This window comes from Paraburkholderia sp. MM6662-R1 (assembly GCF_050436245.1).
In the GTDB taxonomy this organism is placed as follows: Bacteria; Pseudomonadota; Gammaproteobacteria; order Burkholderiales; family Burkholderiaceae; genus Paraburkholderia; species Paraburkholderia tuberum.
This window is the reverse complement of the sequence record NZ_JBNDLV010000001.1, coordinates 1,022,666-1,049,659: the sequence shown is the minus strand read 5'-3', so window position 1 is coordinate 1,049,659 and position 26,994 is coordinate 1,022,666. Positions and strand designations below refer to the sequence as shown.

At 66.2% G+C, this 26,994-nt stretch carries 18 protein-coding genes and 1 pseudogene; 14 read left to right on the top strand and 5 right to left on the bottom strand.

Annotated elements, in window-relative coordinates; translation table 11 throughout:
- From OKW39_RS04955 to OKW39_RS04905, 11 genes and pseudogenes are all read left to right on the top strand, one after another.
- Positions 1-714, top strand: a complete 714-nt coding sequence (locus OKW39_RS04955) for an ABC transporter permease (RefSeq protein ID WP_184044231.1) — start codon at positions 1-3, stop codon at positions 712-714.
- 91 nt (positions 715-805) lie between these two features.
- Positions 806-1,597, top strand: coding sequence for an ABC transporter ATP-binding protein (locus OKW39_RS04950; RefSeq protein ID WP_090803998.1), 792 nt, complete (start codon positions 806-808; stop codon positions 1,595-1,597).
- Between the two features lie 28 nt (positions 1,598-1,625).
- A complete protein-coding gene (locus OKW39_RS04945; protein ID WP_429562200.1) occupies positions 1,626-2,669 on the top strand; it encodes a GlxA family transcriptional regulator in 1,044 nt (347 codons plus the stop codon).
- A gap of 157 nt (positions 2,670-2,826) precedes the next feature.
- The gene (locus OKW39_RS04940) at positions 2,827-4,062 is read left to right on the top strand and encodes an aspartate aminotransferase family protein (RefSeq protein ID WP_429336191.1); all 1,236 of its coding nucleotides are present in this window, start codon (positions 2,827-2,829) and stop codon (positions 4,060-4,062) included.
- 67 nt (positions 4,063-4,129) lie between these two features.
- Positions 4,130-5,182 carry an arginine/ornithine succinyltransferase subunit alpha gene (gene aruF / locus OKW39_RS04935; protein ID WP_429563454.1) on the top strand — a complete coding sequence of 351 codons (1,053 nt, stop codon included), beginning with the start codon at positions 4,130-4,132 and terminating at the stop codon, positions 5,180-5,182.
- Positions 5,179-6,222: an arginine N-succinyltransferase gene (gene astA, locus OKW39_RS04930; RefSeq protein WP_090804003.1), complete on the top strand. Its 1,044-nt coding sequence runs from the start codon at positions 5,179-5,181 to the stop codon at positions 6,220-6,222. Before aruF ends, astA begins: the two co-directional genes overlap by 4 nt.
- Positions 6,219-7,683: pseudogene (gene astD / locus OKW39_RS04925) on the top strand (succinylglutamate-semialdehyde dehydrogenase). The gene astA and the pseudogene astD overlap by 4 nt, the downstream one beginning before the upstream one ends.
- A gap of 12 nt (positions 7,684-7,695) precedes the next feature.
- Positions 7,696-9,036: an N-succinylarginine dihydrolase gene (gene astB, locus OKW39_RS04920; RefSeq protein ID WP_429563453.1), complete on the top strand. Its 1,341-nt coding sequence runs from the start codon at positions 7,696-7,698 to the stop codon at positions 9,034-9,036.
- Positions 9,020-10,102: a succinylglutamate desuccinylase gene (gene astE / locus OKW39_RS04915; RefSeq protein WP_429562199.1), complete on the top strand. Its 1,083-nt coding sequence runs from the start codon at positions 9,020-9,022 to the stop codon at positions 10,100-10,102. The genes astB and astE overlap by 17 nt, the downstream gene beginning before the upstream one ends.
- Positions 10,103-10,248: 146 nt before the next feature.
- Positions 10,249-11,043: an ABC transporter substrate-binding protein gene (locus tag OKW39_RS04910; RefSeq protein ID WP_090804009.1), complete on the top strand. Its 795-nt coding sequence runs from the start codon at positions 10,249-10,251 to the stop codon at positions 11,041-11,043.
- 250 nt (positions 11,044-11,293) lie between these two features.
- A complete protein-coding gene (locus OKW39_RS04905) occupies positions 11,294-12,670 on the top strand; it encodes an EAL and HDOD domain-containing protein (protein WP_429562198.1) in 1,377 nt (458 codons plus the stop codon).
- A 100-nt stretch (positions 12,671-12,770) separates the two neighbouring features.
- Here OKW39_RS04905 and OKW39_RS04900 read toward each other — a convergent pair whose 3' ends face one another.
- The gene (locus OKW39_RS04900; RefSeq protein WP_187612028.1) at positions 12,771-14,228 is read right to left on the bottom strand and encodes an HDOD domain-containing protein; all 1,458 of its coding nucleotides are present in this window, start codon (positions 14,226-14,228) and stop codon (positions 12,771-12,773) included.
- 95 nt (positions 14,229-14,323) lie between these two features.
- Positions 14,324-16,138: a putative bifunctional diguanylate cyclase/phosphodiesterase gene (locus OKW39_RS04895; protein WP_090804014.1), complete on the bottom strand. Its 1,815-nt coding sequence runs from the start codon at positions 16,136-16,138 to the stop codon at positions 14,324-14,326.
- Positions 16,139-16,428: 290 nt separating this feature from the next.
- Between OKW39_RS04895 and OKW39_RS04890 the strand changes: the two genes are divergently transcribed.
- The 3 genes from OKW39_RS04890 to OKW39_RS04880 all read left to right on the top strand — a co-directional run bounded on the left by OKW39_RS04890 (position 16,429) and on the right by OKW39_RS04880 (position 19,060).
- Entirely contained in the window at positions 16,429-17,793 is a 1,365-nt protein-coding gene (locus OKW39_RS04890; RefSeq protein WP_429562197.1) for an EAL and HDOD domain-containing protein, read from the top strand.
- A 171-nt stretch (positions 17,794-17,964) separates the two neighbouring features.
- Positions 17,965-18,528 carry a peroxiredoxin gene (locus tag OKW39_RS04885; protein WP_429562196.1) on the top strand — a complete coding sequence of 188 codons (564 nt, stop codon included), beginning with the start codon at positions 17,965-17,967 and terminating at the stop codon, positions 18,526-18,528.
- Positions 18,529-18,595: 67 nt separating this feature from the next.
- Positions 18,596-19,060: a hypothetical protein gene (locus OKW39_RS04880; RefSeq protein WP_090804017.1), complete on the top strand. Its 465-nt coding sequence runs from the start codon at positions 18,596-18,598 to the stop codon at positions 19,058-19,060.
- Positions 19,061-19,077: 17 nt separating this feature from the next.
- On the opposite strand, the gene OKW39_RS04875 is transcribed toward OKW39_RS04880, so the two are convergent.
- The 3 genes from OKW39_RS04875 to OKW39_RS04865 are packed head-to-tail and all read right to left on the bottom strand — an operon-like array spanning position 19,078 to position 26,927.
- Positions 19,078-22,404 carry an efflux RND transporter permease subunit gene (locus OKW39_RS04875; RefSeq protein ID WP_429562195.1) on the bottom strand — a complete coding sequence of 1,109 codons (3,327 nt, stop codon included), beginning with the start codon at positions 22,402-22,404 and terminating at the stop codon, positions 19,078-19,080.
- A gap of 3 nt (positions 22,405-22,407) precedes the next feature.
- Positions 22,408-25,542: an MdtB/MuxB family multidrug efflux RND transporter permease subunit gene (locus OKW39_RS04870; RefSeq protein WP_429361704.1), complete on the bottom strand. Its 3,135-nt coding sequence runs from the start codon at positions 25,540-25,542 to the stop codon at positions 22,408-22,410.
- Between the two features lie 23 nt (positions 25,543-25,565).
- Entirely contained in the window at positions 25,566-26,927 is a 1,362-nt protein-coding gene (locus OKW39_RS04865; RefSeq protein WP_429562194.1) for an MdtA/MuxA family multidrug efflux RND transporter periplasmic adaptor subunit, read from the bottom strand.
- Between the last annotated feature and the right edge of the window lie 67 nt (positions 26,928-26,994).

Below are 26,994 nucleotides of genomic sequence, written 5' to 3'. Positions count from 1 at the left end.
ATGATCGACATCCTCAATCAATTCTGGAAGGCGTATCTGTTCTGGGACGGGCAACGCCTGTCGGGTCTTGCGGTCACGCTGTGGCTGCTGGTCGCGTCGATCGCGATCGGCTTCGTGTGCGCCGTGCCGCTCGCGGTTGCGCGCGTGTCGAAGAAGCGCTGGCTGTCGACGCCGGTACGTCTGTACACCTACGTATTTCGCGGCACGCCGCTCTACGTCCAGCTGCTGTTGATCTACACCGGCGTGTACAGTCTCGCGTTCGTGCGTTCGCACAGTTTGCTCGACGCGTTCTTTCGCAGCGGCTTTCACTGTGCGATCCTCGCGTTCGCCTTGAACACCTGCGCGTACACGACCGAGATTTTCGCGGGCGCGATCCGCTCGACCTCGCACGGCGAAGTCGAGGCGGCGCGTGCCTACGGCATGAGCGCGTTCACGATGTACCGGCGCATTGTGATACCGTCCGCGCTGCGCCGCGCGTTGCCGTTGTACAGTAACGAAGTGATCCTGATGCTGCACGCGACGACGGTCGCGTTCACGGCCACGGTGCCCGACATCCTGAAGGTCGCGCGCGACGCGAACTCGGCGACCTACCAGTCGTTCAACGCGTTCGGGCTCGCGGCGCTGATTTATCTCGTGGTGTCGTTCGCGCTCGTCGCGCTGTTCAGGCGCGCCGAGCGTCGCTGGCTCGCGCATCTCGCGGTGCGCACGCACTGAGCGCGCGTTGACGACATAGCATCGGGCGCCTCGAGCTTCGGCAGGGCGGCGTCCGCACCAGACCGATCCGTATTCTCACTGGGAGAGCATCTTGCTCCATACCACTCAAACCGAAGCTTGCAAGCTCGCCGTACAGGACATCCACAAGAGCTACGGCGACAACGAAGTGCTCAAGGGCGTGTCGCTCAACGCGAACAAGGGCGACGTGATCAGCATCATCGGCGCGAGCGGCTCGGGCAAGAGCACTTTCCTGCGCTGCATCAATTTTCTCGAGCGGCCGAACGCCGGGCAGATCATCGTCGACGGCGAAGCGGTCAAGACGAAGACCGATCGCGCCGGCAATCTCGAAGTCGCCGATCACAAGCAGCTGCAGCGCATCCGCACGAAGCTCGCGATGGTGTTCCAGCACTTCAACCTGTGGGCGCACATGAACGTGCTCGAGAACGTGATCGAAGCGCCGATTCATGTGCTCGGTCTGAAGCGCAAGGAGGCCGAGGACCGGGCGCGCGAGTATCTGGAGAAGGTCGGGCTCGCGCCGCGTCTCGAGAAGCAGTATCCGTCGCATCTGTCGGGCGGCCAGCAGCAGCGTGTCGCGATCGCGCGCGCGCTCGCGATGGACCCGGACGTGATGCTGTTCGACGAACCGACCTCCGCGCTCGACCCCGAACTGGTCGGCGAAGTGCTGAAGGTGATGCAGAAGCTCGCCGAGGAAGGCCGCACGATGATCGTCGTCACGCACGAAATGGGCTTCGCGCGCAATGTGTCGAACCATGTGATGTTCCTGCACCAGGGCCGCACCGAGGAAGAGGGCAATCCCGCCGAGGTGCTGAGCGCGCCGCGCAGCGAGCGCCTGAAGCAGTTCCTGTCCGGCAGCCTCAAGTAACGCGCGGCTCGCTTTTCACGGACACCCGATGGCCCGCACGTCCACCCCGGCTCGCACGACCCAGGTCGCGATCGTGGCACTGCCGCCCGTGTCGATGTCGGGCGTCGGGCCGATCGTCGACGCGCTCAGTCTAGCCAATGAAATCGACGGCCGTGCGCTGTATCGCGTGCAGGTATGTTCGTGGGACGGCCGCGCGGTGCCGCTCGCGGGCGGCGCGCAATGGCCGGCCGATGCCGCGTTCGGCGACGCGATCGCGTGTGACTGGCTGATCATCGTCAGCGAGCGGTTCCAGCAGTTCGCCGACTACCGGCTGTTTCTCGCGAGCCTCGCGCGCGTCGGTCAGCGTACGCCGCTCGTCACCGGTATCCACCACGGCGTGTGGTGGCTCGCGATGGCGGGGCAGCTGTCCGGCTATCGCGTCAGCGTGAACTGGGAAACCTATCAGCAGTTCTCTGAACAGTTCGAACGCTCGATCGTCACGCAGCAGATCTTCGAAATCGATCGCGATCGCGCGACCTGCGCGGGCGGCCAGGCGACCGTCGACTTCATGCTCGCGATGATCGGCCGCGAGCACGGGCCCGAACTCGCGGAGCGCATCGCCGATACGCTCGGCGTAGGCGTGCTGCGCGCGGGCGAGGAGCGTCAGCGCATTCCGTTCGTGACCGCGCCGGGCGAGCGCCACCCGCGCCTGAACGACGCGCTGCTGCTGATGGAAGGCAATATCGAGGACCCGCTGACCACCGATGAAATCGCCGGCTTCGTCGGCGTCTCGCGGCGGCAGCTCGAGCGCCTGTTTCGCCAGTATCTCGGCTCGATGCCGTCCAAATACTATCTGGGGCTGCGGCTGTCGAAGGCGCGCACGCAATTGCAGCGCACCAGCAAATCCGTCGTGCAGATCAGCCTCGCATGCGGGTTTGCGTCGGCGGCGCACTTTTCGAATGCGTATCGGGAGCGCTTCGGCGTCACCCCGCGCGAGGATCGCCGCAACTGGATCGACCGCCAGAGCGGCGCGCACGGCGGCGCGAGCGAGCCGCGGCCGGCCGCGCTGATCGAGCGGCCCGAGCTCGATTGATGCAAGCCATCTGAAAGCGAAACCGCGGCAAGTTCAGCGCAAAGCTCGACAGCCGCGACGCGCGGAACCTCATAGAAAGCGTCGCGTATGCGCAAGACGTGCCGCGCGCGGTTTCCTACACTAGCTGTATTACCTGTCACCCGTAAAAGGAATTGCCATGAACGACCTGACTGTGACACGCGAGACCTTCGACGAAGTCATGGTGCCGGTGTTTGCCCCCGCCGCCTTCGTACCGGATCGCGGTCTCGGCTCGCGCGTGTGGGACACGCAAGGCCGCGACTATATCGACTTCGCCGGCGGCATCGCCGTCACCGCGCTCGGTCATGCGCATCCCGAGCTGCTGAAGGTATTGCATGAGCAGGGCGGCAAGCTGTGGCACATCGGCAATGGCTACACGAACGAGCCGGTGCTGCGCCTCGCGAAGCGCCTCGAAAGCCTCACGTTCGCCGACCGCGCGTTCTTCGCGAATTCGGGCGCCGAGGCGAACGAGGCCGCGCTGAAGCTCGCGCGCCGGGTCGCGTTCGACCGTCACGGCGCGCAGAAAGATGAAATCATTTCGTTCGCCCAGTCGTTCCACGGCCGCACGCTGTTCACCGTCAGCGTCGGTGGCCAGCCGAAGTACTCGGAAGGCTTCGGCCCGGTGCCGGCCGGCATCACGCATCTGCCGTACAACGACATCGAAGCGGCGAAGAAGGCGATCGGCGCGCAGACCTGCGCGGTGATCGTCGAGCCGATCCAGGGCGAGGGCGGCGTGATCCCGGCCGATCCGGCGTTCCTGAAGGCGCTGCGCGAAGCGTGCGACCAGCACAACGCGCTGCTGATTTTCGATGAAGTGCAAACCGGCGTGGGCCGCAGCGGCTTCTTCTACGCGTACCAGGACACCGGCGTGACGCCGGACATCCTGACCACCGCGAAGGCGCTCGGCAACGGCTTCCCGATCGGCGCGATGCTGACCACCAAAGAGCTCGCCGCGCACTTCAAGGTCGGCGTGCACGGCACGACTTACGGCGGCAATCCGCTCGGCTCGGCGATCGCGGAAAAAGTGGTCGAACTCGTCAGCGACCCGAAGCTGCTCGAAGGCGTACGCTCGCGCAGCGAAGTGCTCAAGGGTCATCTCGCGAAACTGAACGAGCGCTTCGGGCTATTTACCGAAGTGCGTGGCAAGGGTCTCCTGATCGGCGCCGAACTGAACGACACGTTCCGGGGCCGCGCGAAGGACTTCGTCACCGCGGCTGGCCAGCACGGCGTGATCATGCTGATGGCGGGTCCGGACGTGCTGCGCTTCGTGCCGTCGCTGATCATGCCGCTCGACGACATGGCCGCAGGTTTCGCGCGCCTCGAGACGGCCTTCGGCGAACTCGTCGGCGCGAACGCGCAGGCGGCGTCGCATTGATGTTCAGGCAGTCCCGCACGCCCACGCTGATGCAGCGGATCATGCGTCACATTCAACAGGAACGATGATGCTCTTCGTACGTCCAGGCCGCCTTGCCGATCTCGATGCGCTCGAGCATATGGCGCGCACCGCGCAGCCGGTGCTGCATTCCCTGCCGCACGACCGGCGCGCGCTCGAAGCGCGGGTCGCGTTGTCGGAAGACTCGTTTCGCGCGGAGGTCGATTTTCCGGGCGAGGAGTTTTATCTGTTCGTGCTCGAAGACTCGGAGACCGGCAAGCTGATGGGCACCGCGAGCATCGTCGCGGCGGCCGGTTACGCGGACCCCTTCTACGTGTTTCGCAACGACGCGCTGATTCATGCGTCGCGCGAACTGCACGTGAATCGCAAGATTCACGCGCTGACGATGTCGCACGAGCTGACCGGCAAGAGCCGGCTCGCGGGCTACTACATCGACCCGTCGCTGCGCGGCGACGCGGCCGCGCAACTGATGTCGCGCGCGCGGATGATGTACATCGCCGCGAATCGCAAGCGCTTCACGCCCGAGGTGTTCTCGCTGCTGCTCGGCGTGACCGACGAAAACGGTGTATCGCCGTTCTGGGAAGCGGTGGGGCGCAAGTTTTTCGGCCGCAATTTCGCCGACATCGAAGTCGAATCGGGCGGCCGTAGCCGCACCTTCATCGCCGAAGTGATGCCGACCTATCCCGTGTATGTCCCGCTGTTGCCCGAGGCGGCCCAGCGCGTGCTCGGCGAGCCGGACGCGAACGCGCTGCTCGCCTACGAGATTCACCTCGAGGAAGGCTTCGAGACGGATCGCTACGTCGACATCTTCGACGCGGGTCCGGTACTGACCGCGCAGGTGGATCGCAGTGTCAGCGTGCAGCACAACGAAACGCGCGTCGTGCGCGAGGCCCCCGCGACGCACGGCGCAACGTACCTGATCGCGCACAACGGCGCCGCCGGCGAGTTCCGTTGCGTGCTCGGCGATCTCGCGCCCGGCAAGGAGTCGGGCGCCGGGTTGTCACAGGCGGCGCGCGCCGCGCTCGGCGTACGGGAAGGCGATGCGGTGCGCTGCGTGCCGCTGCATCAGCCGCAGGATGAACAATCGGGAGAAGCGCAATGATCGTCGTTCGCGTAGTACAACGAGGCGATGTGGATGCGCTGATGCGGCTCGCGCAGGAAACCGGGCCGGGCCTGACCACCTTCAAACCGGATCGCGATGCGCTCGCGGCGCGTGTCGAGCGCGCGCGCCGCACGATGGAAGATCAGGCCGCGCCGCACGAGGCCGGTTATTTCTTCGTGATGGAAGACACCGCGACCGGCGACGTGGCCGGCGTCTGCGGTATCGAAACGGCGGTGGGTCTGCAGCAGCCGTTCTACAACTATCGCGTGAGCACGGTCGTGCACGCGAGCCAGGACCTCGGCATCTGGACGCGCATGCACGCGCTGAACATCTCGCACGACCTCACCGGTTATGCGGAAGTGTGCTCGCTGTTCCTGAGCCCGCGTTATCGCACGAGCGGCGTCGGCGGCTTGCTGTCGCGCTCGCGCTTCATGTTTCTTGCGCAGTTTCGCGAGCGTTTTCCGCAGCGTCTGTGCGCGGAGTTGCGCGGCCATTTCGACGAGCAGGGCACGTCGCCGTTCTGGCGCGCGGTCGGCTCGCATTTTTACCAGATCGATTTCAACGCGGCCGACTATCTGAGCTCGCACGGCCGCAAGGCGTTTCTCGCCGAGCTGATGCCGCGCTATCCGGTGTACGTCGAACTGTTGCCGGAAGAGGCGCAGCGCTGCGTCGGCCTCACGCATAACGACACGATTCCCGCGCGCCGCATGCTCGAGGCCGAAGGGCTGCGCTATGAGAATCACGTCGATATTTTCGACGCGGGTCCGGTGCTCGAATGCCATATCGCCGATTTGCGCACGGTGCGCGAAAGCGTGCTGGTGGCGGCTGAAATTGGCGAAGCAGCGGAGCAAGCCGCGCAGGACGGGCCGAAGTCGATGGTATCGAATACGTCGCTCGGCGATTTTCGCGTTGGCGTCGTGGCGGGCGTGCCGCGCAACGGTGTGTGCCGCCTGAGCGCGGCCGAGGCCGACGCGCTTCGCGTGCAGGCAGGCGATCCGCTGCGGGTGCTGCCGTTGAAACACAAACAAGGACGATCATGAGCGAGCTTTTCATCGACGGCGAATGGGCCGCCGGCACAGGACCCGTATTCGCATCGCGCAATCCCGGCACGGGCGCGGTGGTGTGGCAAGGCAACAGCGCGTCGGCGGACGAGGTCGATCGCGCGGTACGTAGCGCGCGCCGCGCGTTCGCCGCATGGTCGGCGCTGACGCTCGACGAGCGCTGCGCGGTGGTGCGCCGCTTCGCCGCGCTCGTGACAGAGCGCAAGGAAGCGCTCGCCGAAGCGATCGGCCGCGAGACCGGCAAGCCGCTGTGGGAAGCGCGCACCGAAGCGGGCTCGATGGCCGCGAAGGTCGAGATCTCGATTCAGTCCTACAACGAACGCACCGGCGAAAAGCGCTCGGCGATGGCCGACGGCACCGCAGTGCTGCGGCATCGTCCGCATGGCGTGGTGGCGGTGTTCGGGCCGTACAACTTCCCGGGCCATCTGCCGAACGGGCATATCGTGCCCGCGCTGATCGCCGGTAATGCGGTCGTGTTCAAGCCGTCCGAACTCGCGCCCGGCGTCGCGGCGCTGACCGTGCAGATCTGGCGCGACGCGGGGCTGCCTGCCGGCGTGCTGAATCTCGTACAGGGTGAGAAGGACACCGGCATCGCGCTCGCGAATCACCGGCAGATCGACGGACTGTTCTTCACCGGTAGTTCGGATACCGGAACATTGCTGCACAAACAGTTCGGCGGACGGCCGGAGATCGTGCTCGCGCTCGAAATGGGCGGCAACAATCCGCTCGTGATCGGCCCGGTCGCGGACCTCGACGCCGCCGTGCACCACACGATTCAATCGGCGTTTCTGTCGGCGGGGCAGCGCTGCACGTGCGCGCGCCGCATCTTCGTGCCCGACGATGCGTTCGGCGAGCGTTTCCTCGCGCGCCTGACGGAAGTGACCGCGCGCATCGGCGTCGGTGAATACAACGCCAAGCCGCAGCCGTTCATGGGCGCCGTGGTGTCGGCGCGCGCGGCCTCGCGTTTGATCGGCGCGCAGGAGCGTCTGCTCGCGAGCGGCGCGAAGGCTCTGCTGAAAATGGAGCAGCGCGATCCGCAACTCGGCTTCGTCACGCCCGCGATCCTCGACGTGACCGACGTAAAGGACCTGCCCGACGAGGAGCACTTCGGTCCGCTCGCGCAGATCATCCGCTACCGCAATTTCGACGACGCGCTCGAACGGGCGAACGATACGGAGTTCGGTCTCTCGGCGGGCCTGCTCGCCGACGACGAAGCGCTGTGGACGCATTTCCAGCGCACGATTCGCGCGGGTATCGTCAACTGGAACCGGCCGACCAATGGCGCTTCTTCAGGAGCGCCGTTCGGCGGGCCGGGCCGCTCCGGCAATCATCGGCCGAGCGCGTACTATGCGGCCGACTACTGCGCATACCCAATGGCCTCGGTCGAGAGCGCGCAACTGACCATAGCCCGCGAGCGTCTCGCCGGGCCTTCAATTCTAAGGATCGACGATGCTGCAAGCCACTGAAGCCAATTTCGACGGTCTGGTCGGCCCGACTCACAACTACGCGGGCTTGTCGTTCGGCAACGTCGCGTCGCAGAACAATGAGAAGTCGGTCGCGAATCCGAAGGCCGCCGCGCGCCAGGGTCTGCGCAAGATGAAGCAGCTGGCGGACCTCGGCTTTCATCAGGGCGTGCTGCCGCCGCAGGAGCGTCCGTCGATGCGTCTGTTGCGCGAGCTCGGTTTTTCCGGCGACGATGCTTCGGTGATCGCGCGCGTCGCGAACAACGCGCCCGAACTGCTCGCGGCGGCGAGTTCGGCCTCGGCGATGTGGACCGCAAACGCGGCGACGGTGAGCCCGTCCGCGGATACGCACGACGGCCGCGTGCATTTCACGCCGGCCAATCTGTGCAGCAAGCTGCATCGCGCGATCGAACATGAGTCGACACGCCGCACGCTGCGCGCGATGTTCAGCGACACCGACCGCTTCGTCGTGCACGAGGCGCTGCCCGGCACGCCCGCGCTCGGCGACGAGGGCGCGGCGAATCACACGCGCTTTTGCGAGCAATACAAGGCGCGCGGTGTCGAATTCTTCGTGTATGGCCGCAGCGAGTATCGTCGCGGGCCGGAACCGAAGCGCTATCCGGCGCGCCAGACGTTCGAGGCGAGCCGCGCGGTCGCGCATCGTCATGGCTTGCAGGAAGCGGCGACCGTGTACGCGCAGCAGAACCCTGAAGTGATCGACGCGGGTGTGTTCCATAACGACGTGATCGCGGTCGGCAATCGCAACACGCTGTTCTGCCATCAGCTCGCGTTCGTCGAGCAGCAGGCGGTGTACGACGAGCTGCGCGCGAAGCTCGCGAGCCTGCACGCTGGGTTCAACGTAATCGAAGTGCCCGACGCTCAGGTGAGCGTCGCCGATGCGGTGACGTCGTATCTGTTCAACAGCCAACTGCTGACTCGGCCCGATGGCAAACAGGTGCTGGTCGTGCCGCAGGAATGCCGCGAAAATCCGCGGGTGGCCGCGTATCTGGATGAGCTGACTGCGCACAGCGGTCCGATCGACGAAGTGCTCGTGTTCGATCTGCGCGAGAGCATGAAGAACGGTGGCGGGCCCGCATGTCTGCGTCTGCGCGTCGTACTCGACGACACCGAACGCGCCGCGGTCGCGCCGGGTGTGTGGCTCGACGACACGCTGTTCGGCCGTCTCGATGCGTGGATCGAAACGCACTACCGCGATCGTCTCGCACCCGCCGATCTCACCGATCCGAAGCTGCTGGTCGAGTCGCGCTCCGCGCTCGATGAGCTGACGCAAATCCTCGCTCTGGGCTCGCTGTATGACTTCCAGCGCTGAGCACCCGATGGCGGCCCCGAGCGCGATGCTCGACGATTTTCTCGCGTGGACGCTCGCGGGGTCCCGGCCTGCCGCGCAGCAGGCGCAAGGCACGTGTGCGAACGGCGTGCGCTGGACGTGGCAGGGCGACGGTGTCCTCGTCATCGAGCCCGCGGAGCAGCACGCGGACATCCGTAGCGTGCTCGTGTCGGCCGGCGTGCATGGCGACGAAACCGCGCCGATCGAACTGCTGTCGCGCATCGTCGCCGATATCGCGCAGGGCCGCGCCGTGCTTGCATGCCGGTTGCTCGTGATTCTCGGCAACATCGAGGCGATGCGCGACGGCGGCCGCTATCGCGACGACGATCTGAACCGGCTGTTCAGCGGCCGTCATCTGCAACTGCCGCACAGTCATGAGGCGCCGCGCGCGGCCGCGCTCGAACAGGCCGCGACGCGCTTTTTCGCCGACGCGTCCGCCGCGCCCGGCGCGCGCTGGCATATCGACATGCATACGGCGATCCGCGCGTCGGTGTTCGAGCGCTTCGCGCTGTTGCCGCATACCGGCAAGCCGTTTTCGCGCGCGATGTTCGAATGGCTCGGCGACGCGCGTATCAGCGCGGTGCTGCTGCACACGACGAAGGGCAACACCTATTCGCACTTCACCGCGCAAGCGTGTGGCGCTGCTGCGTGCACGCTCGAACTCGGCAAGGTGCGGCCGTTCGGCGAGAACGACCTGACACGCTTCGAGGGCGCGGATCTCGCGGTGCGCGCGCTGCTGGCCGGCACGCGAGCGGGTTCGCGAGCCAACACGCGAGCCGACGCGCAAGCCGCTCTGCCGCGTGTGTTCACCGTCGTCGATCAACTGACCAAGCAAAGCGACGCATTCGAACTGCTGCTCGCGCCGGACGTACCGAACTTCACGCCGCTCATAAAGGGCAGCTTGCTGGCGCGCGACGGCGACTATCAATACACGGTGCAGCGCGACGAAGAGCGCATCGTGTTTCCGAACCCGACGGTCAAGCCCGGCCTGCGCGCCGGTCTGCTCGTCGTCGACACCACCGCCGATACGCTGTCCAGGCTTGTCTAGACAGGTTCCATGTACAATCGCCGGCTTCGCGGCTGTCGCATCTACGGGTCACGCCGGCCGCGCGAGTCCGAAGCGCGGCGGGCGTAATCCGCCTGTGCGCGCCGAATCGGCTCCGTTTCAGTCCACACCGTAAAGGAACATCCGTAATGAAGAAGAATTGGCCCAACCTGGCCGCGCTCGCGCTGGTCGCGACGGCGGTGTTGACGGCAGGCACCGCGTCGGCGGCTGAGATCAAGGAAGTGCGCTTCGGCGTCGAGGCGTCGTATGCGCCGTTCGAATCGAAGTCGCCCGCTGGCGAGTTGCAGGGCTTCGACATCGACGTCGGCAATGCCGTGTGCGCGAAGCTGAAGGCCAAATGCGTGTGGGTCGAGAACTCGTTCGACGGCCTGATCCCGGCGCTCGAAGCGCGCAAGTTCAGCGCGATCAACTCGGACATGACGATCACCGACCAGCGTCGCCAGGCGATCGACTTCACCGATCCGATCTACACGATCCCGAACCAGATGATCGCGAAGAAGGGCAGCGCTCTGCAGCCGACGCCCGCATCGCTGAAGGGCAAGCACGTCGGCGTGCTGCAGGGCACGATCCAGGAAACCTATGCGAAGGCGCGCTGGGCGCCGGCCGGGGTCGACGTCGTGCCCTATCAGACGCAGGACCAGATCTACGCGGACCTCGCGTCGGGACGTCTCGATGCGTCGTTCCAGGACGCCGAAGCGGCATCGAAGGGCTTTCTGAAGAAGCCGCAGGGCGCGGGCTTCGAGTTCGCCGGTCCGGCCGTCAGCGACGACAAGCTGCTCGGCGCGGGTGTCGGCTACGGCGTGCGCAAGAACGACAAGGCACTGAAGGATGCGCTGAACGGCGCGTTGAAGGAGCTGAAGGCGGATGGCACGATCGACCGCCTCGCCGCCAAATACTTCGACGTCAAAGTCGTGCTGAAGTAACGATGCATCGAAGTGTGCAAAACGGCCGCGCGTTGCGGCCGTTTTGCTTTCTGCACGCGTGTCGCAAACGTTCAGCAAATATTTCGAGATATTGCCTCGTAAGCCTGTTCGTGCCCAATGACGCTGCGATAAAATTGCGACGCACACTGCCGCGCGCGACGGAGCTTGCAACGTCACAGAAACGCGCCAACGTGCAGCGAAAAACAGAACATAGCGGCCAGGCGCCAGCGGCGCCGAGCGGGGGACTGGAATGACCACCATCGCAATCGAGACTCTGAGCCACAGCGGCACGACCGACGACGCGTCGCTCACCGCCAGCTACGCAAGGCAGCCCATTCTGAATCGGGACGGCATGCTGTGCGGCTATGAGATCAAGGTGCGTGCGCCCGAGCTGCCGCTCGCCGATGCGGACCTCACCGCCCCGCAAGCCAATACCGATCTCCCTCCCGAAACCGACGCGTTGCCGGGCCGCGCGCCCACGCCGGTGCAACGCGTCGCGCGCGCGATCGTGCGCGGGCTCGTGCAGGGCGACGTGCGCGGCGCGCTGACCGGCCATCCCGCCTACGTCGACGTGAGCCGCGAGCTGCTGCTCGACGACGCGATCCTGAGACTGCCCGCCGAGCGCTTCATGCTCGAGCTGCCTTCATCGCTCGAAGTCGACGACGCGTTGATCGCGCGTGTCGTGTATCTGCATGGCCGCCGCTACCGCTTCGCGCTCGACGACGTCACGCAGCCCAACGAGACTTTCGCGAAGCTGCTGCCGTACGCCGAAGTCGTCAAGATCGACGTCACGCGCACGCCGCGCGCGCTGCTGCCGAAGCTCGCGAGCGTGCTGAAGTCGGCTGGCAAGCTGCTGCTCGCATCAGGTGTCGATGCGCAGGCCGACTTCGAAACGTTGCACGAGCTCGGCTTCGACCGCTTCCAGGGTTATTACTTCGCGCGCGCGCAAAGCTCGGCGACGCGCCGCGTCAGCGCGCCGCGCCACGCGCTGCTCAATCTGCTGCAACTGCTCGCGGGCGACCCGACGGTCGCGCAGCTCGAAGCCGAGCTGAAGCTGAACCCGGTGCTCGTCATGCATCTGATGAAGCTCGCGAATTCGAGCGGCCTCGCGGTCGGTCACAAGGTGACGACGCTGCGCGACGCGATCAACGCGACCGGCACCGACCGCATCGCGCGCTGGACGCAGCTGCTGCTCTACGCAGACGGCCGCAAGGTCGCGCTGGAGGACGATCCGCTGCTGCAACTCGCGGCCACGCGCGCGCGCTTCATGGAACTCGCGATCGAGCGCATGCCCGAGGCGGGCCGCGACGAAGCCGATGCGGCCTTCCTGACCGGTGTGTTTTCGTTCGTCGATGCGGTGTTCGGCGGCTCGCTCGAAAATACGCTGAACATCCTTACGCTGTCGCGACCGATCCAGGCCGCGATCCTGCATCGCGAGGGCAGGCTGGGTCTGCTGTTGAGCGCGGTCGAAGCGCTCGAAGGCGGCGCATGGGAGCGCGTCGCCACGCTATGCGAGCGTCTTGCTCCGTTGACCGTGGAAGAGGTGGCGCAGATGGGTCTCGCGGCCGGCGCATGGGCTGGCGTCGCGGATCGCGGCGCGGAAGGGCTCGAGCGGATCGAGGATTGAGTGGGGTAAAAGCCCCACACGGTGCCCGGATAAAATCGTTTGCGGGCAAACACGGAAAGGATCGACGTGAAGCGGCGTGATCAACGATCACGCCAGGTCTTCACATCGTCTCCATTTCCCGCATCTGCCCCTGGCCGAAAAAACGTCCTAACTCCCGTGCCAGTTCGTTGAGCACGCTCATCTCCTTCTGCGAGATGCGGCGCGCCTCCTGCGTATGCGACCAGTCGCCGTAGAGCAGCGCGACCGTCTGATCGGTTTCGTCGACGATCGGCAGCAGCACGAACGCGCGCGCGTCGTCGAACGAGCGCCGGAACCACTCGGGCAGCCGCGCGACCATCTTCGGATCGCGCGCATTCTCGATGAAGATGCCCACCGAGTTCGCGATCGCGAGATGAAATACGTCGGGTTCGAACGCGGTGCTAAACGAGAGCCGCGGCAGCGCCGCGTCGATCTTCGGCCCGAAGCCGAGACGCGCCTTGAACGTGCCGCTGCTGTGCTTGACGTACACCACGGTGCGCGAGAAGCCGAGCGCCGCGAGCACGGTCTCGGCGGCCATCGCGAGCGTCGGTGCGAGCGGGCTGCCCTCGGGCAGGCCGCGCAGATCCTTCACCCCGATCTCGATGCGCGCCTCGGGTGTGAGCGCCTCGCGCGCGATCGCATCGGCATTCGCGCGCAACTCGACGATCTCGCGCATTACGCTGTCGCCGCCATCCTCACGCGATAGCGCGACGCTCATCTGCAGCAGCACCTCGGGGTCGGTGTTCAGCGCGCTGCTGTACTCGTGCGCAAGTTCGCCGATGCGTGCCTCGCGCTCCCCCTCGGGCATGTTCTGCTGGGTGAGCACGTCGGCGACCGCGGTCGAGTAATTGGTGATCGCGCGCAGCCACTGCACCTGGCGCGGTTGCGTCACATCCTCCGGATCGAACTCGCCCATGCCCGAGCGGATCGTGTCAGGCAGGCGCCAGCGCACCGCGGCTTCGGCGCCGATTTCATCGAACGTCACGCCGAGCACGAGCACGCACGCATCGGTTTCGAGTGCGCCGCCGTCGATGTGGCGGCGGATCTGGTCCCATTCGGCGTCGAGATAGAACACGACCAGCAGCTTGCCGATCTGCCGCATCAGCGTGCAGACCACCGCTTCCTCGCCGGCGCGCAGGTCGCCGCGCTCGGTCAGCTTGCGCGCGACGCAGCCCGACAGCAGGGTGCGGTTCAGTTCGAGTTTCGCGTCGATGCGGCGCGGCGCGCTTTGATGAAAGTGATCGACGATCTTCAGACCGACGACCAGATGGCCGACCGCATCCATGCCGAGCACCATCAGCGCGCGCGACACGGTCGTGATGTTGCCGCCGAACGCGATGTACATCGCCGAGTTCGCGAGGCGCAGCACCTTCTGGGTGAGCGCGAAGTCCGACAGCACCACTTGCACGAGGCCGGTGAAGTCGAGGTCGTCGTTGGTCACTGCCGCCATGGTGGTGCGCAGCGATTGCGACAGCATAGGGAAATCGCCGCGCTCGCTCATTCGCGTCCAGAGCCGGTCGAGCACTGCCGCCTTTACCATGTGAGTCCCGCAAAAGCCATACGTGTTCCAGTGAATGCCATGCCGGTCGTGAGCCGGCTTGTTGCGCTGCCTGGGCGTCGTGTCTGCATCGCCCGTTACGCGCCGTGCAACTGAAGCTCGCGCGATTCGAAGCGCTGCGCGAGTTCCTCGGACGGCAGCGCCTTGCAAACGAGCCAGCCCTGAATGTGATCGCAGCCCATCTCGGTGAGCAACGCGCGTTGCGCTTCCGTTTCGACGCCCTCGGCTACCAGTTCGAGGTCGAGCGTCTGCGCAAGGCCGACGACAGCGCTAACGATTGCCTGATCGTTTCGCGAGGTTAGCAGATTCTCCACGAAACTCCGGTCGATCTTCAGCTTCGCGAGCGGAAAACGCTGCAGGTACGCGAGGCTCGAATAGCCGGTGCCGAAGTCGTCGACGGCGAAGCGGATGCCCATCGCGGTCAGCTCTTCGAGCAAGCCTTTGGCGTGCGCCGGATCGTGCATCAGCAGACTTTCGGTGATCTCGAAGACGAGGCGGCGCGGATCGATGCCGGTCAGCTCGATCGCCTCGCGCACCGAGTCCTTGAAGCGCGGATCGCGAAACTGCTGCGGCGACACGTTGACGGCCACGTACTGCAGCGAGATGCCCTTCGCGTCCCACTGGATCAGTTGCATGCACGCGACCTTCAGCACCCAGTTGCCGAGAAAGTTGATGAGCCCGATCGACTCCGCGAGCGGAATGAACATCGACGGCGGCACGAGGCCATGCACCGGATGCGTCCAGCGAATCAACGCCTCGACACCGACCACGCCCCGCGTGCGGCTGCTCGTGATCGGCTGGAAGTGTAGCGAAAACTCGCCGTTGCGTACGCCGTCGTAGAGGTCGGCCTCGAGCTTGAGGCGCTCGGCGTCGGCCGGGTTGTCGTCGGGTACGTAGAACGCCAGCGTGTTGCCGCCCGCGGCCTTCGCCTGCAACAGCGCGTGGTCGGCCCAGCGCAGCAGGTGCGTGTCGTGGCCGCCGGTGTCGTTGGCGTGGCGCACGTCCGGGTACAGCGCGATGCCGATGCTGGCCGACAGGTGCACCTGCTGACCCTTGAACACGTACGGCTGCTGGATCGCGGTCAACAGACGCCGCGCCAGCGCTTCGGCGGCCGCCGCCGCGTCGGTGCGGCTCGCGGCAGGCTTCACGAGGATCGCGAACTCGTCGCTGGCGACGCGCGCGATCGTTTCGTTCGGGCTCGTCATGTTCAACAGCCGCCGCGACGTGTCGCGCAGCATCTCGTCGCCGGCGTCGTAGCCGAGTGCGCGATTCACGCGCTGATAGTCGTCGAGATCGAGCAGCAAGAGCGCGACCGGCGTGCCGTGCGCGTCGGCCTTCTGTTGCGCGTCGAGCAACGCGTGCAGCAAGCCCGACTGGTTCGGCAGGCTGGTCAGCCGGTCCAGATGCAGCGCCTGGGTCAGGCGCTCTTCGGTGGCGCGCCACGACGACACGTCGAAGCCGGCGATCGCGTAGCCGTCGACGCCGTCGTGGCTGCTGCGCACGACCCGCAGCTCGACCGTGATCGGATAGGTCAGCGACTTGACGAGCCCGAGCGTCGCTTTCTCGATGTTGCCCGAGGCCGCCGCGAGCTTGAGCAGCGCGTCGAGGCGCGGCACGTCGGCGGGCGCGACCAGATCGTGCAGCGTCGCGGTTTTCAGGTATTCGCGGTGATAGCCGATGAAGCGCAGGCTCGCGTCGGACACGTAGATGAAGCGCAGCGCATCGTCGACGTGCGCGAGCAGATCGACCGCGCCGACCACCTGTTCCAGTGGGGGCGGGCGGTTCGCGCTGCTCGGCTGGTCGTCGTCCTCGCGCCGGCCGAACGCCCACAGCCGGTCGATGACCGTGCGCAAGGAGCCCCGGCGGGGCGCGGTGATCGTGTTCGCTTCCATGTTTGTCGCTGGCAACCTGGGTTCGTCCGCAGGCGGGGCTGCTTGTCCGCCGCTCCGGGCGGCCAGGAGATAGCAGGCCGCCCCATCAGAACGAGATAACGACGCATGCGGGGAAATCTTTAGCGGCCCGTGGAGAAAAACATCTGGTAAGGAGAAGCCCGGCGCCGTCGCCGGGACGATTCGGTTAAAGTGACGTCGCCTCGCGGCCGTTAATACGGCGAATCCCCTTTATTTGGCGACGCTGATGACGTCGCGCTGCATAGACTTTCCGAACCTTGCACTGATGATCCATGTCCGAACGCCCCGTCGTCAGGTCCGCCAGAGCCCCACGGCCCGTCTCGCGGGACGTCGAGGTGCGTGATGTCCTCGCCGGCGCGTCGGCCGGCTATCGTGAGCACGGGGGGCTGGACGCTGCCCCGCAGTATGTCTATGTCGGCCGCCAGCCGATTCTCGATCGCGATGGCGCGCTTCACGCCTACGAGCTGCTGTTCCGTGCCGGAACGTACAACTACGCCGAAATCAGCGACGACACGCAGGCCACCGCGCAGGTGGTCGCGCGCACGATCGGCGGAATCGGCGTACCCGCCGTGCTCGGCCAGCATCGCGGCTTCGTCAATATCGATCGCGCGCTGCTCTTTAGCGACATCGTCCATCTGATGCCGCCCGAGCGCTTCGTGCTCGAAATCCTCGAAACCGTGCGCTACGACGCCTCGCTCGCGCGTCGTCTCGGCGAGTTGCGCGGCGCCGGCTTCCAGGTCGCGCTCGACGACGTGCACGATCTGTCCGACGAGCTGAGCGCGATGCTGCCGTACGCCGACATCGTCAAGATCGATTTCCTGCAGACGCCGCGCCGCACCGTCGCGCAGCTCGCGTCGACGCTGCGCGGCCACGGCAAGACGCTGCTCGCCGAGAAGGTCGAGACGCGCGAGGACTTCGCGCTCGCCCACGAGCTCGGTTTCGATCTGTTCCAGGGCTACTTCTTCGCGCGGCCGCAGGTGCTGGCCGCGCCGCGCAACCGCTCGCTGCGTCCGGGCCTGCTGCGGCTGCTCGCGCTGCTGTCGCGCGACGCCGGCATCGTCGAGCTCGAGGCGGAGCTGAAGGTCAATCCGGGCGTGGTCGTGCAACTGCTGCGGCTCGTCAATTCGAGTGCATTCGGCCTCGGGCGCAACATCGCGTCGCTGCGCGAGGCGATCATCGCGACCGGCACGCGGCAGATCGCACGCTGGGCGCAACTGCTGCTGTACTCGGACACCGGCGAGTTGCCGTGGCGCGCCGATCCGCTCGTGCAACTGGCGGCGACGCGCTCGCGCTTCATGGAACTCGCCGCGAACTGGCTGCGTCCGGCCGACGGCGAATTCGCCGACGCCGCGTTCATGACCGGGATTTTTTCGCTCGTGCACATCGTGCTCGACAGCACGCCGGACGCGGTGCTCGAGAAACTCGGCCTGGCGCCGCAGATTCGCGACGCGATCGTCGCGCGCAAGGGCGAACTGGGCGCGCTGCTGCTGATCGCCGAGGTCGCGGGCGAGGGCGGCGACGCGGCGCCGGTCGCGACGGCGGCGGGCTTACACGCGCTGACGCCCGACGTGCTGTCGGAGCTGAACCTGTCGGCGGCGGCGTGGTTCGGCGCGCACGTGGCCGAATTGGGCGTTTGAGGCGTCGAGCTCGCGCGCCGCACCCTTTCGATTCGCTTGTGATCCGGGCGACGACCCACGCCGCGTGCGCATCCGTGGTCCAATAGAAAGTTCAGCGACGGCCTGTGATGTCGGCCGAAGCTGTCTCCGATGGACCCGATCAATTGCGTGCGCTCACGCGTGGAGGAGCAGATGAAGACAAAACACATACCGGCGGTACTGGCCGCCGTCATGGCGTTCGGATTCGCAATGCATTCGCCGCTCGCCTCGGCAACCCTGAAGCCCGGCGATACGGCGCCGATGTTTGCCGCCGAGGCCTCGCTCGGCGGCAAGACCTACACGTATTCGCTCGCCGACGAACTGAAGAAGGGCCCGGTCGTGCTGTACTTCTATCCGGCCGCGTTCACGAAGGGCTGCACGATCGAGGCGCACGATTTCGCCGATGCGGTCGACCAATACAAGAAGTACGGCGCGACGGTGATCGGCGTGTCGCACGACAACATCGATACGCTGACGAAGTTTTCGGTCAGCGAATGCCGCAGCAAATTCCCGGTCGCGGCCGACGCCGACGCGAAGGTGATCAATGCGTACGACGCGGCCATGCCGTTCAAGGCCGGCATGGCGAATCGCGTGTCGTACGTGATCTCGCCCGACGGCAAGATCATCTACGAGTACACGAGCCTGTCGCCCGACAAGCATGTCGAGAACACGCTGAACGCGCTCAAGGAGTGGTCGGCCGCGCATAAGGCGCAGTGAGGGGCCGAACGCGCCGTCGCGTTTGCCCGCGCTAGCCGACTAAAACCATTTGCCGGATGAGCTTGCGATGCCGATTGTCGTTGCGTTGATTGCGCTGATCGCGCTGGGGTACGGCGCGGTGCGTGCCTTTTATGCGCTGCAGGCCGCTTTCGGGCTGGCGGTGGCGGAGGGTGTGGCAGTGCTGGTTGCGTTGCTGATCGCCGGTGCGCTCGCGTACTGGCGGCAGCGGCGCCGCGAAGTCGCGCCGAACGTGCGCGACGGCGACTGGACGCACGAATTGAAGGGCAGTTGGGGCTCGGTGCGGCTCGCGGCGGCCAAGCGGCTCTGCGAGATTCGCGTCGGCGACCAGCAAGGCGCGTATATCTTCGCCGATCTGCTCGGCGCTGAAGCACAGGGCCGCGACGCACAGGCGCGGCTCGCGCTGAAGGTCAAGGACTCGCGGCACGGCGAGTGGCTCGTGCCGATGTCGAACGAGCGGGCGGCGCGCCGATGGCAGCGGATTTTCTCGCTGGCCATCGAGCAGAAGCTGTGAGCGCCACCTTCACTACGTCATGACGACGTCGGCGCCGCGCCACCCGCGCGGCGTGCCTTTCTCGCCTCCCAGCGCACGCGGATGCGATCCATGTACAGATAGACGACCGGCGTCGTATAGAGCGTCAGCATCTGGCTGACGATCAGCCCGCCGACGATCGAAATACCGAGCGGCGCGCGCATTTCCGCGCCTTCGCCGCTGCCGAACGCGAGCGGCAACGCGCCGAGCAGCGCGGCGAAGGTGGTCATCATGATCGGCCGGAAGCGCAGCAGACAGGCCTGGTAGATCGCGTCGCGCGACGACATTCCCTTGCGCGACGCGTCGATCGCGAAGTCCACCATCATGATCGCGTTCTTCTTCACGATGCCGATCAGCAGGATCACACCGATCAGCGCGATGATGCTGAACTCGGTCTTGAACAGCAGCAGCGCGAGCAACGCGCCCACGCCCGCGGACGGCAGCGTCGACAGGATCGTCAGCGGGTGGATGTAGCTCTCGTACAGGATGCCGAGCACGATATACACCGCCGCGAGCGCGGCGAGGATCAGGATCGGCTGGTCGGACATCGACTGCTGGAAGGCCTGCGCGGTGCCCTGGAAGCTGCCGTGAATGGTGGCGGGCATGCCGATCTCGGCCATCGTGTCGTAGATCGCCTGCGTGGCGGTGGACAGCGACACGCCCGGGGGCAGGTTGAACGAGATCGTCGAGGCGACGAACTGGCTCTGGTGATTGACCGATAGCGGCGTGGTGCCCGGCCCGAAGCTCGCGATCGCCGACAGCGGCACCATCGTCTCCTTCGCGGTCGACACCGCCGAGCCCGACGACGCGCTCGACTTGCCGCTCGCCGCGATGGAGTTGATGGCCTGATTGCGCGCGGAGTCGGCTGCGATGCTGGCCGCGCTCGTCGCGGTGGTGGCGGCCATGCCGCCGGTTGCCGCGCTCGTCGTGGTCGACGTGCTGGTCGCTCTGGACGTCACGGTGCCGGCCGGCGCGTTGGTGGTCTGCGCGCCGCTCGCGCTGCCGCCCGACGTGCTGACGAAAATCTGCTTCAGCATCTCCGGGCTCTGCCAGTATTGCGGCGCGACTTCCATCACGACGTGATACTGGTTCAGCGGGTTGTAGATCGTCGACACCTGGCGCTGGCCGAACGCGTCATACAGCGTGTTGTCGATCTGCGCGGGCTTGATGCCGAGGCGCGATGCCGTGGCGCGGTCGATCGTCACCATCGCTTCGAGACCGCCTTGCTGCTGGTCGGAGTTCACGTCCGCGAGCTCCTTGCGTGCCTGCAGCGCCTCGGTGAGCTTCGGCCCCCACTTGTACAGATCGGGCGTCGAGTCGGCGAGCAGCGTGAACTGATACTGCGCGTTCGACTGCCGGCCGCCCACGCGAATGTCCTGCACCGCCTGCAGGAACGTGCGCGCGCCGGCCACGTCGCCGAGCGGCGCGCGCAGCTGCTGGATCACCTGGTCGGCGGAGAGCTTGCGCTCGCTTTTCGACTTCAGCGACACGAACATGAAGCCCGAGTTGGTCTGCCGGCCGCCGGTAAAGCCGACCACGCTGTCGACCGCGGGGTTCTTGCCGACGATCGCCATCATCTCCGAGAACTTGCCTTTCATCGCCTGGAACGACGTGCTCTGGTCGGCCTGGATGCCGCCGATCAGGCGCCCCGTATCCTGCTGCGGGAAGAAGCCCTTCGGCACGATGATGTAGAGCGCGATGTTCAGCGCGATGGTCAGCAGCAGGACGAGGACGATCAGCAGCGGATGCCGCAGCGCCCAGCCGAGCGTGCGCTCGTAGCCGCGCTGCATCGATGAGAAACCGCGTTCGAGCCAGCGGCCGAAGCGGCTTTCCTGTTCTTTCTCGTGCGGCTCGCGCAGCAGGCGCGAGCACATCATCGGCGTGAGCGTCAGCGATACGACCAGCGACACCGCGATCGCGAGCGACAGCGTCAGCGCGAACTCGCGGAACAGCCGCCCGACGATGCCGCCCATCAGCAGGATCGGCAGAAACACGGCGACCAGCGAAATGCTGATCGACATCACCGTGAAGCCGACCTCGCGCGCGCCGATGAACGCGGCCTTCATGCGCGGCACGCCGTCTTCGATGTGGCGCGAGATGTTTTCGAGCACGACGATCGCGTCGTCGACGACGAAGCCGGTCGCGATGGTCAACGCCATCAGCGACAGATTGTCGATCGAGAAGCCCATCAGGTACATCGCGCCGAACGTGCCGACGATCGAGATCGGCACGGCCACGCTCGGAATCAGCGTGGCGCGCCAGTTGCGCAGGAACAGAAACACCACCATCACGACGAGCGTGACCGCGATCACGAGCGTGCGCTCGGTATCCCTCAACGACGCGCGGATCGTCGTCGAGCGGTCCGAGGTCGGCGCGATGTCGACGTCGGCGGGCAGCGACGCGTGCAGTTGCGGCAGCATCGCCTTCACGCGGTCGACGGTCTCGATGATGTTCGCGCCCGGCTGCCGGTACAGGATCACGAGCACCGAGCGCTTGCCATTGAAGAGACCGAGGTTGCGCAGATCTTCGACCGAATCGACGACTTCGCCCATGTCGGAGAGTTTGACCGGCGCGCCGTTGCGATAGGCAATGACGAGGTCCTTGTATTGCGACGCCTTGCTCGCCTGGTCGTTGGTGTACAGCTGTACGCGGTTTTCGCCGAACTCGATCGAGCCCTTCGGGCTGTTGGCATTGGCCGCGGCGAGCGCCGCGCGCACGTCCTCGAGGCCGATGCCGTAATGCGACAGCGCGTGCGGCAGCAACTCGACGCGCACGGCCGGATTCGCCGAACCGCTGACATCCACTTCGCCAACCCCCTGCACCTGCGACAACGACTGCTGCAGCACCGTCGCGGCCGAATCGTAGAGCTGGCCCGCCGTCAGCGTGCTCGACGTCAGCGCGAGAATCAGGATCGGCGCGTCGGCCGGGTTGACCTTGTGGTAGGTCGGGTTGCTGCGCAGGCTCGCGGGCAGGTCGGCGCGCGCCGCGTTGATCGCCGCCTGCACGTCGCGCGCGGCGCCGTCGATGTTGCGGTTCAGGCCGAACTGCAGCGTGATGCGCGTCGAGCCGACCGAGCTCTGCGACGTCATCTCGGTGACGTCGGCGATCGAGCCGAGATGCCGCTCGAGCGGACTCGCGACGCTTGTCGCGACGGTCTCCGGGCTCGCGCCCGGCAGCGTCGCCTGCACCGAGATGGTCGGGAAGTCGACCTGCGGCAGCGGCGCGACCGGCAGCTTCGTGAACGCGAATACCCCCGACAACGCGATGCCGATCGCCAGCAGCGTGGTGGCGACCGGACGGGAGATAAACGGACGCGACAGGTTCATCGCTCAGTTCCCTGCATCGGTGGCGGGCGGCGTGGCGCTACCGGACGAATCGCCGCGGTTAAAGCGCTCGCGCAGCCGGCGGCCGAGCGAATCGAACGCGAGGTAGATCACCGGCGTCGTGAACAGCGTCAGCAGCTGGCTCACGATCAGACCGCCGGCGATCGCGATGCCGAGCGGCCGGCGCAGCTCCGAGCCCGCGCCGGTGCCGAGCATCAGCGGCAGCGCGCCGAGCAGCGCGGCGAGCGTGGTCATCAGGATCGGCCGGAACCGCAGCAGACACGCCTGGTAGATCGCCTCGCGCGGCGGCTTGCCTTCCTCGCGCTCGGCGTAGAGCGCGAAGTCGATCATCATGATCGCGTTCTTCTTCACGATACCGATCAGCAGCACGATGCCGATGATGCCGATGATGTCGAGATCGTGGCCGGTGATCAGCAGCGCGAGCAGCGCGCCGACGCCGGCCGACGGCAGCGTCGACAAAATGGTGATCGGATGGATGAAGCTCTCGTACAGCACGCCGAGCACGATGTACATCGTGACGATCGCCGCGAGGATCAGGAACAGCTCGTTGGCGAGCGACGCCTGGAACGCGAGCGCCGCGCCCTGGAAGCGCGTCTGGAACGACGCGGGCAGACCGACGTCCTTCTCGGCCTGCTGGATCGCCTTGACCGCCGCGCCGAGCGACGAACCCGGCGCGAGGTTGAACGACACCGTGGTGGCCGGGAACTGGCTCAGATGCGTGACCAGCAGCGGCGCGGGTTGCTCGATGAACTTCGCGATCGACGACAGCGGCACCTGGCCGCCCGTCGACGTGGAAGAGGGCAGGTAGATCGAGTTCAGCGACGTGGTGTAGTGCTGCATCGTCGGCTGCGCTTCGAGAATCACGCGGTACTGGTTCGACTGCGTGAAGATCGTCGAAATGATGCGCTGGCCGAACGCGTCGTACAACGCGTTGTCGATCGTGGCCGGTGTGATGCCGAAGCGCGCGGCGGTCGCGCGGTCGATATCGATGAATACCGAGCGGCCGTTGTCCTGCAGATCGGTCGCGACGTCCGCGAGCTCGGGCGACTGCTTCAACCGGTCGACCAGCTTCGGCACCCACGTCGTGAATTCGCTGATGTTCGGATCGGTCAGCATGAACTGATACTGCGTCGGGCTGACGGTCGAGTCGATCGTCAGGTCCTGCACCGGCTGCATGTAGAGCGACGCGCCCGGAATATGCGCGACGTCTTTCTGCAACTGGCGGATCACCTCGCTCGCGGTATTGCTGCGGTCGTCGCGCGGCTTCAGGTTGATCAGCATGCGGCCGCTGTTCAGCGTGATGTTGCTGCCGTCCACGCCGATGAACGAGGTCAGGCTTTCGACGTCCGGGTTCTTCAGGATCTGGTCGGCGAGCGCCTGCTGACGCTCGGCCATCGATGCGAACGACACCGACTGCGGCATCTGCGTGATCGCCTGGATCACGCCGGTGTCCTGCACCGGGAAGAAGCCCTTCGGCACGAACACGTACAGCAGGCCGGTCAGCACCAGCGTGAGCACCGCGACGACCAGCGTGGAGCGCTGACGGTTCAGCACCCACGTGAGCGCGACCGCGTAGCGCGCGATCACCCAGTCGATGAAGCGGTGCGCCTTCGCCTCGAAACGGTGACTGTCGTGCGGCGGCGTGTGGCGCAACAGCTTCGCGCACATCATCGGCACGAGCGTCAGCGACACGACCGCCGAGATGACGATCGTCACCGCGAGCGTGATCGCGAATTCGTGGAACAGGCGCCCGACCACGTCGCCCATGAAGAGCAGCGGAATCAGCACCGCGATCAGCGAGACCGTCAGCGAAATGATCGTGAAGCCGATCTGCTTCGAGCCCTTCAGCGCGGCTTCGAGCGCCGTGTCGCCTTCCTCGACGTAGCGCGCGATGTTCTCGATCATCACGATCGCGTCGTCGACGACGAAGCCGGTGGCGATGGTCAGTGCCATCAGCGACAGGTTGTCGAGCGAGAAGCCGCACAGGTACATCACCGCGAGCGTGCCGATCAGCGACAGCGGCACCGACAGGCTCGGAATGATCGTCGCGTAGATGTTGGCGAGGAACAGGTACATCACCAGCACGACCAGCACGACCGACATCGCCAGTTCGAACTGCACGTCGCGCACCGACGCGCGGATCGTCGTGGTGCGGTCGGTGACGACCTCGACGTCGAGCGCGGCGGGCAGCGACTGCTGCAACTGCGGCAGCAGCGCCTTGATGCTGTCGACCACCTGGATCACGTTCGCGCCTGGCTGGCGCTGCACGTTCAGGATGATCGCGGGCGTGTTGTCGACCCACGCGCCGAGCTTCGTATTCTCCGGTCCCGCCACGATGCTCGCGACGTCGGTCAGCATCACCGGACGGCCGCTCTTGTACGCGACCACGGCGCTCTTGTATTCGTCGGCGTCGGTCAACTGGTCGTTCGAGTTGATCGTGTAGTTGCGCGTCGGACCGTCGAAATTGCCCTTCGGCGTGTTGACGTTCAGGTTCGAGACGGTGGTGCGCAGGTCGTCGAGATTCAGGCCGTACGCGGCGAGCGCGCGCGGGTTCGCCTGAATGCGGATCGCCGGGCGCTGGCCGCCCGACAGGCTCACGAGACCCACCCCGGCGACCTGCGAAATCTTCTGCGCGAGACGCGTGTCGGCGAGATCCTGCACCTGCGTGAGCGGCAGTGTCTTCGACGTGATCGCGAGCGTGATGATCGGCGCGTCGGCCGGGTTGACCTTCGCGTAGATCGGCGGCGCGGGCAGGTCGGACGGCAGCAGGTTGCCCGCCGCGTTGATCGCCGCCTGGACCTCCTGCTCGGCGATGTCGAGCGGCAGGTCGAGGCTGAACTGCAGCGTGATGATCGACGAGCCGGCCGAGCTTTGCGACGACATCTGGTTCAGCGACGGCATCTGCCCGAACTGCCTCTCGAGCGGCGCCGTCACGGACGACGTCATCACGTCCGGGCTCGCGCCCGGATAGAAGGTCTGCACCTGGATCGTCGGATAGTCGACCTCGGGCAGCGCGGACAGCGGCAGAAAGCGCAGCGCGACGAGGCCGACCAGCATGATCGCCGCCATCAGCAGCGCGGTGCCGACAGGACGCAGAATAAAAGCGCGGGATGGATTCATGCGGTAAGTGCCGTGCCTTTACTTTATTGCGATGCTTGCGCCGCGTGCCGGCCGCGATGCGTGTGCGCGCCGGATGCGGCCGATGCGCCGGACGCGCCACGCGGCCGCTCGGCCGGAATCGTGATCTTCGCGCCTTCGCGCAGCCGGTCCGAACCGTCGATCACGACGCGCTCGCCGACCGCGAGGCCCGACTGGATGCTGGTGCGCTCGCCGTCGACCGGGCCGACCTTGACCTGGCGCACGGTGACCGTGTTGTCGGGCTTCACGACGTACACGAAGGTACCCATCGAGCCGTTGAGCACCGCCGAGGTCGGCACGATCACCGCGTTCCTGATCGTATCGACGAGCAGGCGAGTGTTGACGAACTGGTTCGGGAACAGGCCGTTGTCCTTGTTCTCGAAGATCGCGCGCAGTTTGATCGTGCCGGTGGTCGTGTCGATCTGATTGTCCATCGTCTTTAGCGAGCCGACTTCGAGCGGATGCGTGTTGCTGCGGTCGTACGCGGTGGCAGACAGCGACTCGCCGTTCTGCGTGTGCTGGATGATCTGCTGCAGATTGTCTTCGGAAGTCGTGAACAACACGCTGATCGGATCGAGCTGCGTAATCACGACGATGCCGTTGGTGAGGCCCGAGGTCACGTAGTTGCCCGGGTCGACCTGACGCAGACCGACGCGTCCCGACACCGGCGCGGTGATGCGCGCGTACACAAGGTCGAGCTTGAAGCTGTCGACGTTGGCCTGGTCGGACTTCACCGTGCCTTCGTATTGCCGCACCAGCGACGCCTGCGTGTCGACCTGCTGGCTCGCGATCGAGTCCTGCGCGAGCAGCGTCTGATAGCGCTTCAGATCGAGACGCGCGGTGGCGAGCAGCGCCTCGTCGCGCACCAGCGTGCCCTCGGCGTTGCGCAGCGAAATTTCGTACGGGCGCGGGTCGATCTGGGCCAGTACGTCGCCCTTCTTGACCATCTGGCCTTCCTTGAAATAGACGTCCTGCAGCACGCCGCTCAGTTGCGGCAGCACGGTGACGGTGGCGAGCGGCGTGACCGTGCCGAGCGCGGTCAGCACGACCGGCATCTCGCCCTGCGTCGCGGCGGCGACGTGCACCGGCTGCGCCATGTTGGCCATCGCGTTCGGACCGCCGCGGCCGAAGCGGCCGCTGCGCGCGCCGCTCGCCGCCCCCGGCGCGCTCGCACCGCTGCCGGGCCCGCCCCACGGATGCCAGCGCCACAGCACGACGCCGAACACGACCAGCGCCGCGACGATCAGCGCGACGGTGCGGCCGCGGTGGCGTTTCACCGCGCCGGGCGCGCTCGATTGCGCGCCGTTCGCGGACGGCTGGGGAGCGGCAGGGCGTTCGGTTTCCGGGTGCTTTTGTTGTTCGTCCATCGGTTCGGTCGGGTGGCTGGCTTGATGATGTGAGCCGCCGATGCGGTCGCCGCCATCGAAGGGCGGT